The sequence below is a fragment of the Pedobacter sp. AJM genome, assembly GCF_002197755.1.
Taxonomy (GTDB): domain Bacteria; phylum Bacteroidota; class Bacteroidia; order Sphingobacteriales; family Sphingobacteriaceae; genus Pedobacter.
On sequence record NZ_NHOT01000001.1, the window covers coordinates 251,861 to 270,802 of the forward strand.

An 18,942-nucleotide genomic window follows, 5' to 3' on the forward strand; every position below is an offset into this window, starting at 1 on the left:
CGTAAATACGACAAACTATTTAAACGCTCGTTAGAATCGAGTGTAAGCAATTATGATTTTTCAGTATAAATAAATATTTTTATTGAATGTCAGATCAGTATCAAGCTAGGAATCCGGAAGGTATCTACTTTCTAACTTTTACGATTGTAGATTGGGTGGATATATTCACCCGTCAATCTTATAAAGAAATTATCATGGATTCTTTAAAGTATTGCCAATCAAACAAAGGCCTTATACTTTACGCATACTGTTTAATGACAAATCATATCCATCTTATTGCATCTACCCATACAAATGTCAAGCTTTTTGAAATCATAAGAGATTTTAAAAAATTCACAAACAAGGCTATTATTAAAGAGATATCTTCTGAAAATGAAAGTCGCAGGAAATGGTTGCTTAATAAATTTGAATTTGCTGGAAAATATCTTACACGAATTGAAAACTATAAAGTTTGGCAAGATGGTTATCATGCGGTTGAATTAATCAGTCCAAATTTTACATTTCAAAAGTTGAATTACATTCATCAAAATCCGGTTAGAGCTGGAATAGTGTCTGAGCCAGAACATTATATTTATAGTTCAGCATCCAACTATTATAATTTAGGAGGCCCAATAGAAATTGAATTGTTAGACATTGATTGAGAGATGCATAAGATATGTACTTGCGCTCGGTTTTAAAGCCGCGCAATAATAGCCCTACGATTTTATTGTAAATGTGTATAAAACGAGTTTACCCTTATATGCCGTAAAATACGGCAACCTATTTATACGCTTGTTTGAAACGAGCGTAAGCCGTTCTATAGCGCTTGCGCTTGTTTCTAACAAGTGCAAGAATAGCCTTACGATTTTATCGTAAAAGTATACAAAACCAGTTTACCCTTACACGCCGTAAAATACGGCAACCTATTTACATGCTCGTTTCAAACGAGCGTAAGCAATTCTATAGCGCTTGCGCTTGTTTCTAACAAGTGCAATAATAGCCTTACGATTTTATCGTAAAAGTATACAAAACCAGTTTACCCTTACATGCCCTAAAATACGGCAACCTATTTACACGCTCGTTTCAAACGAGCGTGAACTGCAAAAAAAAATCCCGCTCAGCCAGGCCAAACGGGACAAAAATATAGGTAGTTAATGATTATTCGTTTACAACTCCCATTGCACAGAATTTATCAATTCTTTGCTCAATCATTTTATCGGTTTTTAATTTACCTAAAGCTGCCAGATCTTTAATCAGGTATTCTTTTAACGTTTTGCCCATCAGCTCCGGATCCTGATGCGCACCTCCAAGCGGCTCCGGAATAATTCCGTCAATCAGCTTGTTGCCAAACATATCATCAGACGTTAGTTTTAAACATTCTGCAGCTTTTTCTTTAAAATCCCAGCTTCTCCATAAAATAGATGAACAAGATTCCGGAGAAATTACAGAATACCAGGTATGCTCTAACATATAAACCTTATCGCCAATACCAATCCCTAAAGCACCGCCTGATGCACCTTCACCCACAACAATACAGATAATCGGCACACGGAGTACAGACATTTCTAATAAGTTTCTGGCAATGGCTTCACCTTGACCACGTTCTTCTGCTTCTAAACCCGGATAAGCACCCATGGTATCAATAAAAGAAACAACAGGTTTGTTAAATTTTTCTGCCAGGCGCATTAAACGTAAAGCTTTGCGGTAACCTTCAGGGTTAGCCATACCGAAGTTGCGAAACTGACGCTCTTTGGTATTTTTGCCCTTCTGATGACCGATAACCATTATGGTTTGGCCGTTTATGGTCGCAAAACCACCAATAATGGCTTTATCATCTTTAACCGTTCTATCACCGTGAAGCTCAATAAAATCATCACAAATCATGCTGATATAATCAAGCGTTTGCGGACGATCCGGATGACGGCTCATCTGAACCTTATTCCAGCCTGTTAAATTTTTATATAAGTTATTGGTTGTTTCATTTAATTTACCGTCAAGCTCATCTAAAGTGGCAGACATATCTACCTTAGTTTTATCGGCAACCTGCTTAACCTTTTCTATTTGCTGAACTAAATCTGCAATAGGTTTTTCAAAATCGAATGATGTTTTTATTTGCTGCATAATTGAGCCACAAAAATAAGTATTTATTTTTAGTTTGCAGGCAACAGTTTACGCTTTGAATTTTTAAGCAGATAAATTGCCCTGGCAGCATTGACAAATTTTCCTGCATGCTGACGATTTGAGTTGTCAAACCTTAAAGTTTATGTACTGTGAAATCTGTTGCTTCTAAATAAATCATTTGGAAAGCAGTGGCAGTAATGCTTTGGTAAAGCATCCACTGTGGTCGGGTTTAAATTATTCAGGTTACCGCTACTATGAGGGGTTTCCGTACTACAAGCCTAACCGATTTAGCCCTGATTGAAGCGGCATCTCCCGATTTTTTATCGGTAATACAGCGCAAAGCAGGAACAAATTTTATATTTGCACTGCCTTTGCGCTCCCATTATTGAATGAACGATATCTCTACACTATCTTAACATCCTATAATCACCACCATCATAGCTAAAACTTAGCCGCCTCTCCTTCTTTTGGCAACGCTTTTTTGATAAACTCCCTGATGTGGTTATTTGCCGTTTTCAAATCATCTTTTCGCAGATACATCATGTGTCCGCTCCGGTAGCCTTCCCATGTCATTCTATCCTTTAATTTACCGGCGGCGTCTAGTTGCCACATGCTGTATTTGGCATTGAAATAATCGCAGGCACCATCGTAATAACCGGATTGCACCAATAAGTGGAGGAATGAATTTTGTGCCATCGCCTGGCGGAGATTATCTCCAGTTTGGTCGCCTGTTTTATCCCAAGGGTAAACAGAACCGAACATATTATATTTTAAATCTGTTTTGTAATGGAGTTCATTGCGGATGTACATATTAATAGCCGGCGTGAACGAATGCAACCAGGAAGTTAATTCGGCATTGTAATCCGGACCTTCGCCAGCACTCATTTTATCGATGCCGCGGTAACGTGAATCTAACCGACCAACCGTGAACCCTTTATCTCGCATCAGTTCTTTCCAAAAGAAATCTGTTGGTACGTTAAGGTTATAATCCATGATTACCTTTTCTGATAAGCCGGAATATCGTGCCATTTTGTTTGCAGTTTCCTTCTTCTTATCCGCACTCAACATCCCTCCCTGTGCAATTGCCGGAATGAGTTCATTAATGGTAAAAGCCTCAACTTCGGGTAACATGGCGGTTAAATCTTTCGACTGTAAATCTGCAGGCAACACTTTATGGTACCAGGCCGTAGCCGCAAAGTAGGGTAAACGCAAGGCAGCATCAACAGGGCCACCTCTTTCAATGCCTAATTCTGTCGGCGAGACCAAAACCACACCATTTAAATACATCCATTGGTTGTTTTGTAGTTCCAAAGCCAGACCTGAAACGCGGGTGGTACCGTAACTCTCGCCAATAAGAAACTTTGGTGATGCCCAACGATTATTGCGGGTGACGAAAGTATTGATCCACTCGGCTAAATATTTAATGTCAGCTTTTACGCCGAAAAACTTTTCTTTCGGTACATCCTTACTTACCGCACGAGAGTAACCTGTATTAACCGGATCTACGTAAACAATATCAGCAACATCTAAAATAGAGTACGGATTTTCTTTGTAGCCGTAGGGCTGTACCGGATAACCTTCATCATCAATATTCAAAACCACCGGACCGGTATAAGCAATATGCATCCAAACCGATGCCGAGCCCGGACCGCCGTTAAAGGAAATCACCAATGGTCGCTTATCTCGATTGGAAACGTCGCTCCGCTCATAATAAGTGTAAAACAAGCCTGCAATAGGTTTTCCTTCTTCATCCCAAACGGGTAAAGTACCTGTTGTAGCTTTATAAGGAACGGATTTACCGTTAATATTCACAGCGTGATTGGTCACTACAGTGCTCTCCACTTTTATGCTTCTTTCGTTAGCTGCAGGTTTCGGCTCTTCTTTAACGGTTAATTCTGTGGTGGTTTTAGTTTCTTTTGATTGGTTTTTCTTCGGCTCTTGCTGTGCATTGACGAAAAAGCCTGCACATAAGAAGGTAGCGAGTACAAGTTTGAATTTCATTGAAGGTTTGGTTTGAATGTTTAAATATCAAACTTAAGAAGCGTTAATCAAAAATCGCTGTAGAAATGTTACCAAATCGTATGTTCTCCTGAACTTGATCCGAGATTTTTTCGAATCGTGCAGTTTTTTCCAATGCGGTGGCTGGCCTCGGCTGGCCGCCGAAGGGCTTTCTTCTTTTCTTAACAAGAGCAAGCAAAAGTCAAGGCTTGTAACTGATGTCGGATAAATTCGTTAAAGCTTTATTTCGGCAGCACAAGCACCCGATGAAAAATCTGGTGCTTGTGCTGCCTTGGGTGGTAGTGGTATGTAAAATTGTGGTGGAAGCTTTAATCGTTTTCTCCAATCCATCATTTCCTAGGCCGGGTAGCAGGGATGGCGATAGCGAAGCGCAAAGTTAAATTTGTAAGCTTCCTTTCAATTTTAAGCTGCTTTTTATATTGATATGAACAAGGGATTAATGCGGTCGTCTTCCTGAACTTGATACAGCAATCTTTTTATCGAAGCCTACCAACTGTCAATGAAGAACGATCAACAATCTTACACCGATCTGTTCTCTTCAACACCCAACTTCACTGTCAAAACATCATCTGTTTTTTTCGGTTCTCTGATGAAGACATAACAAATCACTGCAGCTAAAATCATCAGGCCACCACCCAATTGAACCGCCAAAAGGCGATCATTATTTAATACGTTTCGCATTAACCAGCCGAAACCCAGCGAAGCGATAATCTCTGGTAACACGATAAAGAAGTTAAAAATGCCCATGTAGATCCCGATTTTATCTTTTGGTAAAGAACCACTCAGCATGGCATAAGGCATGGAAAGAATACTGGCCCATGCAATGCCAACACCCGTCATACATAGATACAGCATGTTTTTGTCATGTACCCAAGCTACACTGATCAGTCCGATGGCACCACAGATTAGACAAATGGCATGGGTTGTTTTTCTTCCTAAAGCATCAGCAATTTTGGGCAACACCAATGCAAAAAGAAACGTAATGACACTATAATAAGCCAAAGTCAAACTCCCAAAATCGGCGCCTTGTGCATAAACCGGATCGGCAGCATCTTTGCCACCAAATACATTTACCGCAACCGCAGTAGTGTAATAAAACCACATCAGGAATAACCCCGGCCAGGTGAAAAACTGCACCAATGAAACAATCTGCATGCGCTTCGGCATATTTTTCAATGCACTGAAAATTTCATTCACACCGTTCCTGAAACCTCTGCTTTCTTTTTCCGGAAGTTCGTTTTCTTGTGGCGGATACTCTTTCGTGGTAAAGACCGTCCACAATACGGCTGCGAAAAAGAAAAAAGCACCGATGTAAAACGAAAACTTCACATTTTCAGGAATGATTCCCTTTGCAGCTGTGTTTTGCAAATGAAAGACGTTGTTCATTAACCAGGGTAACGCTGAAGCCACACTTCCACCCAAACCGATCATCATGCTTTGCATAATAAAACCCCGGTTCACCTGACTATCAGGCAATTTATCGGTAACAAAAGCACGGAAAGGCTCCATCGCTATGTTTCCGAAAACATCTAAAACCCAAAGCAAACCTGCTGCCATCCACAGCACACTGCTGTGTGGCATCACGATCAGTGCCAGACTACTCACAATTGCCCCGATCATAAAATAGGGTCTTCTTCTTCCCCATTTCGGGTGCCAGGTTCTATCGCTCAGGTAACCAATAATCGGTTGAACCAACAACCCGGTTAATGGTGCGGCTAGAAACAATAAGGGAACCTGATCTGGATTGGCTCCCAGATTTTCATAAATACGTCCCATGTTGGCACGTTGTAAATCCCAGCCAAACTGGATTCCGAAAAATCCAACACTCATGTTAATGATCTGAACCAGTGTTAATTTCGGGTTCTCGAAAACTGTTTTTAAGCTCATTATTTTTCGTTATTTTACCACAGAGGGCACAGCGTTTTTCACGGAGGACACAAAGTTTCTATTTGCTAACTGTTCATTTCCTCTGTAAGCTCATTGTTATTTGGTTCTGTTTTTTACCACATAGCACACCGATTTTTTACACAAAAGACGTTGACATTTTAAAACTTCTCTGCTTGCTCTGTGCTTTTTCTTTGTGTACTCTGTGGTTAATACTTTTTAAAATTCAATCACCTGCGCGGATACCGGCCCAAGTTTAACAGGAATACTTGTTCCTGCCGGAATATTTAGCCTGCTGTTTGTTAATAAATCAGTAACCGGCGAAGAACTTTTTACTTTCAGAATTTGATCCGGTATTTCAATAGTTGCTTCTAAAGTTTGGTCCCTGTCGAAATTCGCAACCACTAGTAAACGTTGCTTGCCCGAGTAGCGAATAAAAGCATACATGCGGTTATTCATGTTTCCGTTTTGTGGAACATCATAAATTTCACCATGTAAAACGGCATCACTGGTTGTGGTTACTTTTAATAACTGCTGATAATAAGTCCTTAACGCCTGCTGATCTCCATTTAAACCGTATCCGTCGAATAAGCCGCCGTTCATCCATTGCTGATGATAGGGTACGCCCCAATAATCAAAAATCGTGGTGCGGTTATCATCGCCACCAAAACCTTCTGCACCTTTACCGGGCTCGCCTACTTCTTGTCCGAAGTATAACATTACGGGGCCTTGGCCCAAGGTTGCCGAAACCACCATTGCAGGTAAAGCCAGTTCGGCCTTCCCTGCAAATCCTGCAGAAGCAATTCTTTCCTCATCATGGTTTTCTAAAAAGCGCAACATGTGTTCGCCAAAACCAGCACTTTCTGCCTGCCATACGTGACGAATATCCTTAACATCTGCATTGGGTTCGTTTTTGATTAACCGCTTTAAGCCGTCGTATAATCCAACTTTATCGTATAAGTAATCGAATTTACCCTCTTCAAGATACTGTTTGTAAACCTGCGGATTGTAAGCTTCACCCAGAAAAATCAGATCCGGATTTATCTTTTTTACCTGAGGGATTACCCAGCTCCAGAAAGCGATCGGTACCATTTCGGCCATATCGCATCGAAAACCATCTACCCCTTTTTTGGTCCAGAAGATTAAGATATCACGCATTTTGGTCCATACCGGAGGAATGGGATCAAAATACTGTTTCTCTCCATGCTGATAGTCTACCCCATAATTGAGTTTAATGGTTTCATACCAGTCATCATATTTAGGCACAGCTGAAAACACATTGTTTCCGGTGGCTTTAGCCGGATTTTCCTCAAACTTTCCATCCTGCAGCGCAGAAAGAGGCGTTTTTTCTCCGTTGGTGGGTACCACGAATGGCTGACCCGGAACATAGTAAAAATCATTTTTCGGACTGAAACTTTTGCTCGGATCATCCTGCGCACCAAAATCAATCACATTTTTTGGCCTGGCGTATGAATGATAACTTCTGGCGACATGGTTAGGAACGAAATCGATAATGGCTTTTAGATTTCTGGCATGTGTTCTTTTGATCAACGCTTCGAACTCCTGCATCCGGTTTTTAACATCAACGGCTAAATCAGGATTCACGTCGTAATAATCGCGGATGGCATAGGGCGAACCTGCCCGGCCTTTTACCACATCGGCATCATCGACCTTAATCCCATAGGCAGCATAATCGGTTAAACTGGCGTGGGCGATGGCTCCGGTGTACCAAATGTAGTTTACATGAAGTTCCTTAATTCCGTCTAAAGCCTTATCAGTAATGTCGTTAAACTTACCAGAACCATTTTGTTCAATGGTGCCGTAAGGGATATTTCTGGTGTTTTTATTTCCAAATAACCGAGGCAATAACTGATAGATCACGATTTGTCGATCGTTCATTTTTTTACTCCTTTTTTGTGCAAATGATGATGAAGAGAGCAGCATTAAGATCAAGATAAGCATATGATGACTTACTTTGCTTAATTGAAAAGGTGACAAACATGGTGCCGAAAGGCCTTTCTGATTTGCAAAAGTTAGCTTTTTTAACCCTCTACCTTCAACCTTTAAACCCTCATCTTTACTCATACTAATTCAGTGTTTTTAACTTCGATTTCAGTGCTACCCGCTAACTTATACAACTGGTTTTTGATATTAATTTCAAGTTCTACATCATTATTGTTTTTAATGGTGATGCCGTTTTCTGCGATCCTTATTTTAAGCGTTGCACCTCTGAAACCAATCGTAAACGAGAACGATTTCCATTGTGTTGGCAAAAACGGATTAAATTGTAGTTTTCCATTTCGAACCCGCATTCCGGCGAAACCTTCTACCACACTCATCCAGGTTCCGGCCATTGAAGTGATGTGTAAACCATCTTCTGTATCGTTGTTGTAATCATCTAAATCTAACCGGGCAGTACGCAGATAAAATTCGTAAGCACGTGCTTCGTCGTTTAGTTTCGCGGCCAAAATACTGTGTACGCAAGGCGACAAGGAACTTTCGTGAACGGTACGTGGCTCATAGAAATCGAAGTTTCTTCTGATGGTTTCCAGATCATAATCTTCTTCAAAGAAATAGATACCTTGTAAAACATCCGCTTGCTTAATGAACGGTGAGCGCAAAATCCTATCCCAACTCCATTTCTGGTTGATTGGTCTATCACTCGCCGGCAGATCTTTTACCAATGTTTGCTCCTTATCCAGATAACCATCCTGCTGTAAGAAAATTCCTTTTTCCTGATCTTCCGGATAGTACATCTTTTCGATAATATCTGCCCAATCGGTAAATTCCTCATCTCTGAAATTTACGCTTTCCAGCAAATTCACATATTTTTGTGGCTGCTGTGTTTTTACAATTTCTGCTGCTTCGGTGGCATATTTCATGCACCAGGTAGCGAGTAAATTGGTGTACCAGTTATTGTTTACGTTGTTTTCGTACTCATTCGGACCTGTAACCCCGAGCATTACGTATTGCTGTTTTTCGCTGCTCCAGTTTACACGTTGTTTCCAGAAACGGGCAATGCCAATGAGTACTTCCAAGCCGAAGTCAGAAAGATAACTTTCATCGCCTGTATAGCGGATGTAGTTATAAATAGCGAAGGCAATCGCACCATTGCGGTGAATTTCCTCGAAGGTTATTTCCCATTCGTTATGGCATTCCTCGCCATTCATGGTCACCATGGGATATAACGCTGCGCCATCCTTAAAGCCTAATTTTGCAGCATTTTCGATCGCCTTACCTAATTGTTTATGGCGATAAACCAATAAGTTTTTGCTTACTTCCTGTGGTGCAGTGGCCAGATAAAATGGTACGCAATAAGCTTCAGTATCCCAATAAGTAGAGCCGCCGTATTTTTCGCCGGTAAAACCTTTCGGACCAATATTCAGACGATCATCTTTACCTGTATAAGTTTGAAACAACTGGAAAATATTGAACCTGATGGCTTGCTGTGCAGATACATCTCCTTCAATAATGATATCACTCTCTTCCCATTTGGTTGCCCAGGCTGCTTTTTGTTCTGACAATAACGTATCAAAACCTTTAGCCGTTGCTTTCGCAATTACTGCCTTTGTTTCTTTTAAAAGCGATTCTTTTGGATAGTTTTCGGAAGATAAATTAGCCGCAATTTTGATCAGTGTAACCTCTTCGTTTGCCTTTATATCCAACGTTACAGTTTGTCCGACGAATTTTTCCCGGCGAACTTCCTCCAACTGAACATCAAGCTGTTCCCCATTTTTGTAGAGTTTGATGTTAGTACCTGTGCAAACTTCAAAAGCTGTTTTTTTCGTTCTCAGTTTGAGGTAAGCTTCTGTTCCTGAAAATTCATCCGCAACAAGATCCCAGAATTTTTCATCATAATTGCTATCCTGGTTTTTAACATCACCATCAATAAAAGGCATTAAGGTTAGTTTTCCATCAAAATCTATTGGCGTAATGGAATAACGAATGGCGCCAACTTCATCATCAGCGATGCTACAAAAACGGGTTGCTTTTACTTTTACAGTTTTACCACTTTTTAGCTTTGCGGTGAAAGTACGTTCTAAAACCCCGGAATGCATATCCAACACCCGCTTGAATTCGCTTACTTCGGCAGTTGCCAAATCTAAAACTTCATCATCCAGCTTGACTTCAATTCCTACCCAGTTTGCAGCATTTAAAACTTTGGCAAAATATTCCGGATAGCCGTTTTTCCACCAGCCTACGCGGGTTTTATCAGGATAATAAACGCCTGCAACATAATTACCTGATAAAGTTTCGCCGGTATAAGTTTCTTCAAAATTAGCCCGCTGACCCATCCGGCCGTTGCCTAAGCTGAAAATACTTTCTGAAATTTTATTTAAATGTGGATCAAAGCCTTCTTCGATAATGTTCCACTCATCTGCTTTAATGTAATTTTTCATAATTGAGTATTGAGTAGCGGGATTGGAGATTGGAGACAATGCCCTTCACCTTAAACCCTACACCTTAAACCTATAAATTCTCTAAATCTTTAACTGTTAATTTGTCTAATCCGCTAACGACTACATCCGCATCGGTGAGTATGCTTTTTTCGCCGATACCAATGGCTCTCATGTCACCTCTTTTCGCTGCTTCCACACCAGCCACAGCATCTTCAAAAACGACACATTCATTAGGTTTGAAACCTAAAAGTTCTGCACCTTTCAAAAATACTTCCGGATCTGGCTTTGATTTAGTAACCATATTGCCATCTACAATTTCATCAAAGAAATGCGCAAGATTGGTTTTCTCTAAAATAATCCCTGAGTTTTTGCTCGCCGAACCCAAAGCCAGTTTATAACCAGCCTGGTGAATTTCAGTCAAAAAATCTACCGTCCCGGGCAAAACCTCTGCAGGTGTCATTTTGGTGATCATTTCTACATACCAGCTATTTTTCAAAGTGGCGAGTTCTTCTTTTTCAGCATCCGTTTTTTCTACGCCGCCCCAGGCCAAAATTTTATTCAAACTTTCTACCCTGCTTACGCCTTTCAACTGTTCGTTTTGCGCTTCGGTAAAATCAAAACCAATGGTATTGGCGAGTCGTTTCCATGCCTGGTAATGGTAAACAGCGGTATCAACTAAAACGCCATCAAGATCAAAAAGGCAGGCTTTTATTTGGGTTTTGGGTTCGGGATTGGGGGTTTGGAGTTCTTCTTGCATTGTTGGTTGTTATATCTTATGGCGTAGTAAGTATCTATTATCAAGGCAGGTGTGCTTACCTGGTTTTCCGCTTTGATCTTTGATCTTTCCGCCTTAGTATTTATTTTTTGCGTTTTAATTAATTCAACTCCAAAACCAGCGTTGTCCTTGCTGGCACTTTAATTTCGTTGAATGAAATGGTTTTGTTGGTAATGATATTTTTCGCTGAGGTAGTTCCGAGGGTTCTTTCTGTGAAACGATCCGTTTTCAGTGTCTTTTCTTTTTCGGAATTATTTACAACGACCATCACTGTTCCTTTAACGCTTTCATTGTAGCGGAAGTACACATAAATATCATCTTCCGGTACAAACTGCATCAATTTTCCACTTTGTAAAGGAACACTGTTTTTTCGGTAATTTGCTAATGTCCGCACAAAATTGAATGCCTCATTTTCTTTGCTTGTTCTACCTTTGGCGATGAACTTATCTTTTTTGTCACCATCCCATCCACCAGGGAAGTCGGCACGCACTAAACCATCAGGGTTGGAGAAATTTTTCATTAAAATTTCAGTTCCGTAATACATTTGCGGAATGCCACGCATGGTGAGCAATAAGGCCATACCCATTTTATACTTTTCGAAATCTTCATTCACTACAGAATAAAAACGGCTCATGTCGTGGTTATCTAATGCGATGCAATTTTGAGTAGGATCTTTATATAAAAAATCATGTGCGATCACGTCGTACAAACGATTCACGCCATCAGTCCAGCCATTTTTTCCGTTTAGTGCTTCATAAATCCCTTCTTTTACAGCCATATCGGTAATTCCCGGAAGGTGTGTATTAAAGCCGCGATTTACAGTATTTCCTTCTGTAAAATAAGCCTGATTCGGCACGCCACTGACAAAGGTTTCTGCGAAGATAGAAAGGTTTGGAAACTCAGCTTTTATCTTCAATGCCCAATCTGCCATATAAGCCGGATCGTTGTAAGGATAAGTATCTAAACGTAAACCATCAATGCCTGCATATTCAATCCACCAGATGTGGTTTTGCGTCAGGTAATTTTGCACATAAGGGTTTTGCTGATCCAGATCTGGCATAGACGGCACAAACCAGCCATCCAGCATTTTCTTGCGATCGGCTTGTGAGGCATGTGTATCCATAACCGCCTGATCGCGGTAACTGGTCTGTGTATATTTTGCCCACTGATGCACCCAGCTTTTCATCGGTAAATCTTTAAAAAACCAATGCCCCGTGCCAATGTGATTGTGCACAATATCTTTAATCACTTTCATGCCTTTTGCATGAGCAGTTTCTACATATTTCTTAAAAAGTTCGTTGCTGCCATAACGCGGATCAATTTTATAGTGATCGGTTACTGCATAACCATGATAGGAAGCTTTTTCCATATCATTTTCGATTTCCGGCGTCATCCAAACGGTGGTGATGCCTAAATCTTTCAGGTAATCGAGGTGATTCATTACCCCCTGAATATCGCCTCCGTGACGGAAATACATACTATCACGGTTTAATGCAGTTTCGGCTAAGCCTTTCACTACATCGTTACTTTTATCGCCGTTCGAAAAACGATCCGGCATCAACAAGTAAATAAAATCTTTTTGTGTTACGCCCTGAATTCTGGTTGCGCTTTTATCGCGGTTCCTTAATTCGTAAGTGTAATTCAATATTTTTTTCCCGTTTACAGTGAAGTGAATTGGAAATTTTCCCGCCCTGGTAGTTGGCGCGATGGTTAAATCTAAAAACAGGTAATTTGGGTTTTCTACTTTATTAACTTTTACCAGTTTTACACCCGGGTAAGTTAATGAAACGGTGCTTGCTGCGATGTTTTCGCCATGTACAATCAACTGCAATTCAGGATTGTGCATACCTGTAAACCAAAACATCGGCTCGATCCGTTCTAATTTCTGGGCGAATAAATGACTTGCCGAAAGTGAAATCAGCAAAGTCAGCAGCATTATTTTTTTTCCTGCAAATTGCAGAAAGTTTGTTTGAGCACTGGATAATAAAGGAAAGAGCGAAAAGTTTTTGGATCTGAACATGCTGAAACATTAAAGGATAAAAGCCCTGCAGAACATGCGTTCGGCAGGGCGAAATAAAGATTAATTACTTTTTAACCATGGTGTAGCTACCGCCTGTTACCACATCGCCTGCTTTCGTAAGCGTTAAAGTAATGGTATAAATGCCAGGGGTTTCCACCTTAATGTTGCCACCCCCCAAAGCAAGCGTGGTACCGCCACCTAAATTAATCGCCCAGTCGTGACCGAAACGAAATTTAAATTCTCCTGCAACCAGCGTAGTTTGCAATGTGTAAACCATTGCTTTTCCATCGTTAATTACTTTCAAATCGGTATCAGTAACCCAGCCACCTGGAGTTGCATCACCAATAATAGACCATTCTTTTGGTGTAGTGATGGTGTAGGTTGATTTATTTAAGTCGACCGTAACTTGTTTTACTACCGCATCCGGTGAATTAATATCTCCACCAGAAGTACTGATAGTACCCGTACCGGCATCACCGTAAGAAAGATCCCATTTTTTTGCAGGTGTAATTTTGAAAGCAAGTTTACCTGGCGTAAAGGCAATCATTCCGGTATAAATGCCATTGCTTGATAGTGAAACCAAACTATCTGCAGTAGCGGGATCCCAGTTTTGGTAAGCTCCCGGAGCATAAATCCAGGCAGAAGCTAAATAAGGTGTTGCACTTAAAGTAACCACATTCGAATAGCTGATGTCGTTTACGGCTGCGCCGGATTTTAACCTTACTTCAACCTGTGCAGGTGTACCTACCTTCCCACCCAAAGCTAAAATCATGTTATTTACCTGGGTAACCGTTGGTGCATAAGTACCCCTTGTAACCACTATTTCACTTGGCGTACTAAAGTTTTTCCCTTTTAAATCGAACTGTAAAGTAGAGGTTACTGGCACAACATAACCTGTTGCGGTAGATATAGGAAAGTTCAAGGTTAGTGCGGTTTGCGTACCATTGGATTGCACTAAATTTAAATTAGTTGCCGAAGCCGCTAATGTACCTGCAGGTGCAATATTGGAAACGGTTTGCGTTTCATCTTTTTTGCAGGACCAAAGCGATAGGGTGATTAAGCCCAACGCTAAGGATTTGAATATTGTTGATTTCATCTCTTATTAAAATTAAGATTAATAACCTGTGTTTTGAACCAGATTCGGGTTGGCAATTAAATCTGCTGTTGGAATGGCAAAGATATTGCGGTAAGCCGGGATTGATGCTCCGGCTTTTACGCCACCTTTGTATGGCCACAAATAAGCAGCACCTGCAAACCTTCCGAAACGGACTAGATCTGTACGGCGGTGACCTTCCCAGTATAATTCACGTCCGCGCTCATCTAAATAGAAATCTGTAGTTAATGCCGCAGCACTCACATGACCAGATGCATTCCCATAAGCCCTGGTGCGTAAGGCATTAACATAAGTTAAAGCAAGGCTTGCACTTCCGCCGGAACCACCACGCGCAACAGCTTCTCCATAAATTAAATACTGTTCAGCCAGGCGGAATAAAGCAAAATCAAGCGAGCTGAATACGCCGTTTAGCGAAGTTGGAGTGGTATTGGCAGATGTTCTATTGGTGAATTTTGTAACACGTAACCCATCAGTGAAAGTACCAACATCATCAATTGTATTTTTAGTACCGAAGAAAACACCACGTTTATCTAATGTTCCGTTTGCATCAGGAAACAGAGCCGGTAAATTCTGACGGGTCCTGTTTCCACCCCATCCACCATTCGGAACACCGAAACTCGCCGGATTCATATCTGCATTAATGGCCGCATTAATTAAGAAAGTAGTTCCTCCGTAATTTGTTCCTTTTACACCATCATAGTTAATGGTTAAGATGTTTTCTGTATTGTTTCTATCGTTATCTGATTTGAAAAGATCCAGGTAATTGTTTTTCAATTGATAACTGGCTGCAATTACTTTACTTGAATAGGTAATGGCTTCAGTATATTTCGCGGTACCGGTATAAACCTGTGCATTTAAATATAACCTCGCCAATAAAGCCCAATCTGCACCTTTATCGGCACGGCCATAATCATTTGCACGCGGCTCAGCTAAATCGCCTTCAATTGCTTTTAATTCAGATTCCACATAGTTAAATAACGCTGCTCTTTGAATTTGTTTTGGTGCAACTTTACCAATGTTATCATCTTCAGTTACGAAAGGCGGATTACCAAAAGCATCTAACAATACCCAATATTGAAAAGCACGTAAAAAACGAGCTTCAGCACGGTAGCGGGTAATGGCGGTGGCATCTGCACCAGCAATGTTGCGACTTGCCAATTTCTCTGGTGTGCTTTCTCTTAAAAACTCATTACAGAAAGTAATCTGCAGTAAACTTCTCGAGTATAAACCTCTTAAAAACTGGTTATCATTGCTTGGCGTGCCGAAGTTTAATTCCGGAATACCCACATCGCCCCAGGCACAAATGGCTTCATCCGTTGTCAGCTCCTGCGAAGTCCAGAATAACCTGAAGAAATCTGCAAAACCTGCATTTAATCCGCCAACATCACTGTTGTCTGAACCTGATGGACTGGTTAGTGCGTAAGTTGCATACAGCTTCACCAGGCTATTTTTATATCCGGCCGGAGTGGCATAAACATTCTCGGCAGTTACATCATTGGTTGGCGTTAAGTTTAAGTCCTCTTTTTTACAAGAATTTAAACCTAAAAGCAAGAACCCTGATGCCAATATGATTTTAAATGAATTTTTCATTTTTATATTTTCTTTGATATTAGAAACCAACATTTAAACCCAAAGTGTAAGTTCTCGGTCTTGGGTATAAGTTAAAATCAATCCCTGATGATAATTCCGGATCTAAGCCTTTGTAATCAGATACGATAAATACATTCTGTACGTTCGCTGAAATTCGCATACTGGTGTTACTGTTTTTAGATAATTTACCTACGTTGTACGACAAACCAACGTTATCCATTTTTAAGAATGATGCATTTTTGATAAAATAATCACTTAAATACTGTGTACCCGAACTCCCGGAGAAATTGGTATTGTATAAATCTACCCCGGCATTGTTCAGAATTCCCTGTGTGCTTAAGATGTTATTTCTGATTCCGAAGTTGGATGAAATGTTATCGTATACATAGTTTCCAATGCTCGCCCGAAGCACGGTTGTAGCCGTCCATTTTTTATAGGTGAATGACGTATTGAAACCAAAGGTGAAGTTTGGATCCGGTGATTTATAGAAATACTGATCATTCGTGTTGATTACACCATCGCCATTTAAATCTTCATAAATACCTTCTAGAGGCACGCCATTGGCATTGTAAACTTGCTTATAAACGAAGAATGCACTTGGAATCTGGTTCACCGCATTCCATTTTAAGGTATTTCCTGTACCGCCGGTAATGTCACCTGCGCCAACTTTAGATCCCGGATCAGGATTTAACGTTAAGTTGGTAATCTTCCTTTTGTTGTAAGCCGCATTCACACCAAATTCCCAGGTCACCTCATCTTGTTGAATGGCTACAAAATTCAAGCTGGCTTCAGCACCCTTTACTTCCATATTCCCCACGTTGGTGGTTAATAAGTTACTGAAGTTGGTCCCTACCGGGATGTTAATCGTACTCAATAAATCTTTTGTTTTTTTGTAATACACATCCAGGCTACCGTACAATCTTCCTTTTAAGAAACCATAATCCAAACCAGCATTATAAGTAGTTGTGGTTTCCCATTTCATATCCGGATCATAACCAGCAGGACTGTAATAATTGTAAAAAGAGTTGCCCACCTGATACTGACCCTGGTTGGTATTGGCATAATATCTGGAGATGTAATTGTAGTTACCAATGGTTGATCCGTCTTTATTACCTGTTTCGCCATAGCTTAATCTTAATTTCAGATCAGATACCACTTTGCTGTCTTTTAAGAAATTTTCGCCAATAATTCTCCAGGTAAAACCAGCTGAAGGAAAATATCCCCAACGATTCTGCTCTGAGAATCTTGATGAAGCATCTGCACGCATCGTTCCGGAAAGGATATATTTATCAGCAAGGGTGTATACAAATCTTCCATAATAAGAAAGTAACTTTTGTCTTTCCACCGCATTAGGGAATACAGGAGTAGTTAAAATCTCTCCTGTTCCTCTGTACGTATTGAAATAAAAATCAGTAGTGGAGTTATCATAGTAACCATAACCAGCAGTTACATCAAACCTACTTTTAATGCTTTCTACTGTTTTGGCATAGTTTAAATAGAACTCTGAGAATTTATCAGAACCATTGTTTAACCTTCTTTCGTAGTAACCATTTGTTGAGGCACGTTGCGCTGCATAAACAGGAATTGATTTTGAACCGTAACCTTTAGAGATATCGTAACCTAAATTTAAGTTTGCGTGCAATTCCGGCAGGAAGTGAAAAGAGTAATCAAACCTGGCATTACCAAAGCTTCTTTCTGCATTACCTACGTTATTTTGCTGCCTGATTAAAGCAACCGGGTTACGTGGTGCATTTGGATTTGGCACGCCTGCAGCTCCCGTTCCTGAAATCCACTCGAAATAGCCACCAAATTTATTATCAGCATAAACAGGTTGAGTGGGATCGAACTGGATGGCATTCTGAATGGCTGCCTCATCAGGATATTGAGAATTACTCAGGGTTCCTTTTAAACTTAAATCAATTTTTAAGTGGTCCTTAAATAAACGTGGCGATAAGGTTAAACCACCAGTTGCTCTTTTCAACTTGGCGGTAATCAATACTCCATCCTGATCTAAATAACCAGCAGATACGCGGTAAGGAACGCCTTTAAATGATCCGGCAATGCTTAACGTATTATCTGTTGAAAATGCATTTTGATAAATTTCATCCTGCCAATCAGTATTGGCGGTACCTAAAAGTGCTCGCTGTGCAGCTGTTCCATTTGCGTTTACATAGGCACGAACCTCATCAGCAGAGAAAACATCAACCTTTTTCGCTACTGTGGCGATGGAATTATTGGTACTGAAATTAATCACCGGTGCACCTGAAGCACCTTTTTTAGTAGTAATTAAAATTACCCCATTTGATGCCCTGGAACCGTAAATTGCCGTTGCATTTGCATCTTTCAATACGGTAAAGGTTTCAATATCGTTCGGATTAATTAAAGAAAGCGGACTTGGTGCATTACCAATACTGTTTCCGCTGAAAGGAACACCATCCACAACAATTAACGGATCGTTGCTGGCATTTAGAGATGCACCACCACGAATACGGATTTGTCCTCCTGCACCTGGCGCACCACCACCTGAAATGATGTTTACACCGGCAACTTTACCCTGAATCAATTGTTCAGGAGTGGTAATGGTACCTTTTTGAAAGTCTTTCGAACTTACGGTAGTAATGGAACCGGTTAAGTTTTTCTTTTCTGCCGTACCGTAGCCAATTACCACAACTTCATTTAATTTTTGTGCATCAGGCACCAGCTGAAAGTTTAGCGTAGTGTTGCCATTAAGGCTTACCGCTTTATCGAGTGTTTGATAGCCGATAAAACTGGCAGATAAGGTTACCGAACCGTTCGGTAAACCAGCAATTTTGAAATTTCCTTCACCATCAGTGGATGTACTTCTGGTTGTACCTTTTACAACCACAGAAGCACCAGGTAATGGCAGGCCTGTTTCATCAAGCACCTTTCCGGAGATTGATCCGGTTTGTGCTTTTACGATTAATGCTGAAAAAACTAACAGCACCAAAAGCCCCTGTTTTAACAGGTAAAATACTTTCATATTCGAAGCTCGTTTAAGTATAAAAATTTGGTTAAATAT

At 40.5% G+C, this 18,942-nt stretch carries 12 protein-coding genes; 2 read left to right on the plus strand and 10 right to left on the minus strand.

Annotated features, from left to right (window positions below; genetic code table 11):
- Positions 1-86 precede the first annotated feature (86 nt).
- The gene (locus tag CBW18_RS00975) at positions 87-641 is read left to right on the plus strand and encodes a transposase (RefSeq protein WP_088299397.1); all 555 of its coding nucleotides are present in this window, start codon (positions 87-89) and stop codon (positions 639-641) included.
- A 496-nt stretch (positions 642-1,137) separates the two neighbouring features.
- Here CBW18_RS00975 and CBW18_RS00980 read toward each other — a convergent pair whose 3' ends face one another.
- Together CBW18_RS00980 and CBW18_RS00985 are read right to left on the minus strand one after the other, a co-directional pair.
- Entirely contained in the window at positions 1,138-2,100 is a 963-nt protein-coding gene (locus tag CBW18_RS00980; protein WP_088299398.1) for an acetyl-CoA carboxylase carboxyltransferase subunit alpha, read from the minus strand.
- A gap of 441 nt (positions 2,101-2,541) precedes the next feature.
- Positions 2,542-4,101, minus strand: coding sequence for a S10 family peptidase (locus tag CBW18_RS00985; RefSeq protein WP_088299399.1), 1,560 nt, complete (start codon positions 4,099-4,101; stop codon positions 2,542-2,544).
- 215 nt (positions 4,102-4,316) lie between these two features.
- Here CBW18_RS00985 and CBW18_RS00990 point away from each other — a divergent pair, with 215 nt between their 5' ends.
- A complete protein-coding gene (locus tag CBW18_RS00990; protein ID WP_088299400.1) occupies positions 4,317-4,499 on the plus strand; it encodes a hypothetical protein in 183 nt (60 codons plus the stop codon).
- Positions 4,500-4,638: 139 nt separating this feature from the next.
- Here the strand turns inward: CBW18_RS00990 and CBW18_RS00995 are convergent, their stop codons facing one another.
- The 8 genes from CBW18_RS00995 to CBW18_RS01030 form a co-directional block, all read right to left on the minus strand.
- Positions 4,639-6,006 carry an MFS transporter gene (locus CBW18_RS00995; RefSeq protein WP_088299401.1) on the minus strand — a complete coding sequence of 456 codons (1,368 nt, stop codon included), beginning with the start codon at positions 6,004-6,006 and terminating at the stop codon, positions 4,639-4,641.
- Positions 6,007-6,222: 216 nt separating this feature from the next.
- Positions 6,223-7,902, minus strand: a complete 1,680-nt coding sequence (locus tag CBW18_RS01000) for an alpha-amylase family glycosyl hydrolase (protein WP_253248928.1) — start codon at positions 7,900-7,902, stop codon at positions 6,223-6,225.
- A 182-nt stretch (positions 7,903-8,084) separates the two neighbouring features.
- On the minus strand, positions 8,085-10,403 hold the full coding sequence (locus CBW18_RS01005; protein ID WP_088299402.1) for a glycoside hydrolase family 65 protein: 2,319 nt from the start codon (positions 10,401-10,403) through the stop codon (positions 8,085-8,087).
- 70 nt (positions 10,404-10,473) lie between these two features.
- A complete protein-coding gene (pgmB, locus tag CBW18_RS01010) occupies positions 10,474-11,160 on the minus strand; it encodes a beta-phosphoglucomutase (protein ID WP_088299403.1) in 687 nt (228 codons plus the stop codon).
- Positions 11,161-11,278: 118 nt separating this feature from the next.
- Entirely contained in the window at positions 11,279-13,198 is a 1,920-nt protein-coding gene (locus tag CBW18_RS01015; protein WP_088299404.1) for a glycoside hydrolase family 13 protein, read from the minus strand.
- Between the two features lie 64 nt (positions 13,199-13,262).
- Complete coding sequence (locus tag CBW18_RS01020) at positions 13,263-14,294, minus strand: SusE domain-containing protein (RefSeq protein ID WP_088299405.1); 1,032 nt, start codon at positions 14,292-14,294, stop codon at positions 13,263-13,265.
- 18 nt (positions 14,295-14,312) lie between these two features.
- Positions 14,313-15,902: a RagB/SusD family nutrient uptake outer membrane protein gene (locus CBW18_RS01025; protein ID WP_088299912.1), complete on the minus strand. Its 1,590-nt coding sequence runs from the start codon at positions 15,900-15,902 to the stop codon at positions 14,313-14,315.
- A 19-nt stretch (positions 15,903-15,921) separates the two neighbouring features.
- Positions 15,922-18,903: a SusC/RagA family TonB-linked outer membrane protein gene (locus CBW18_RS01030; RefSeq protein WP_088299406.1), complete on the minus strand. Its 2,982-nt coding sequence runs from the start codon at positions 18,901-18,903 to the stop codon at positions 15,922-15,924.
- Positions 18,904-18,942: the final 39 nt, after the last annotated feature.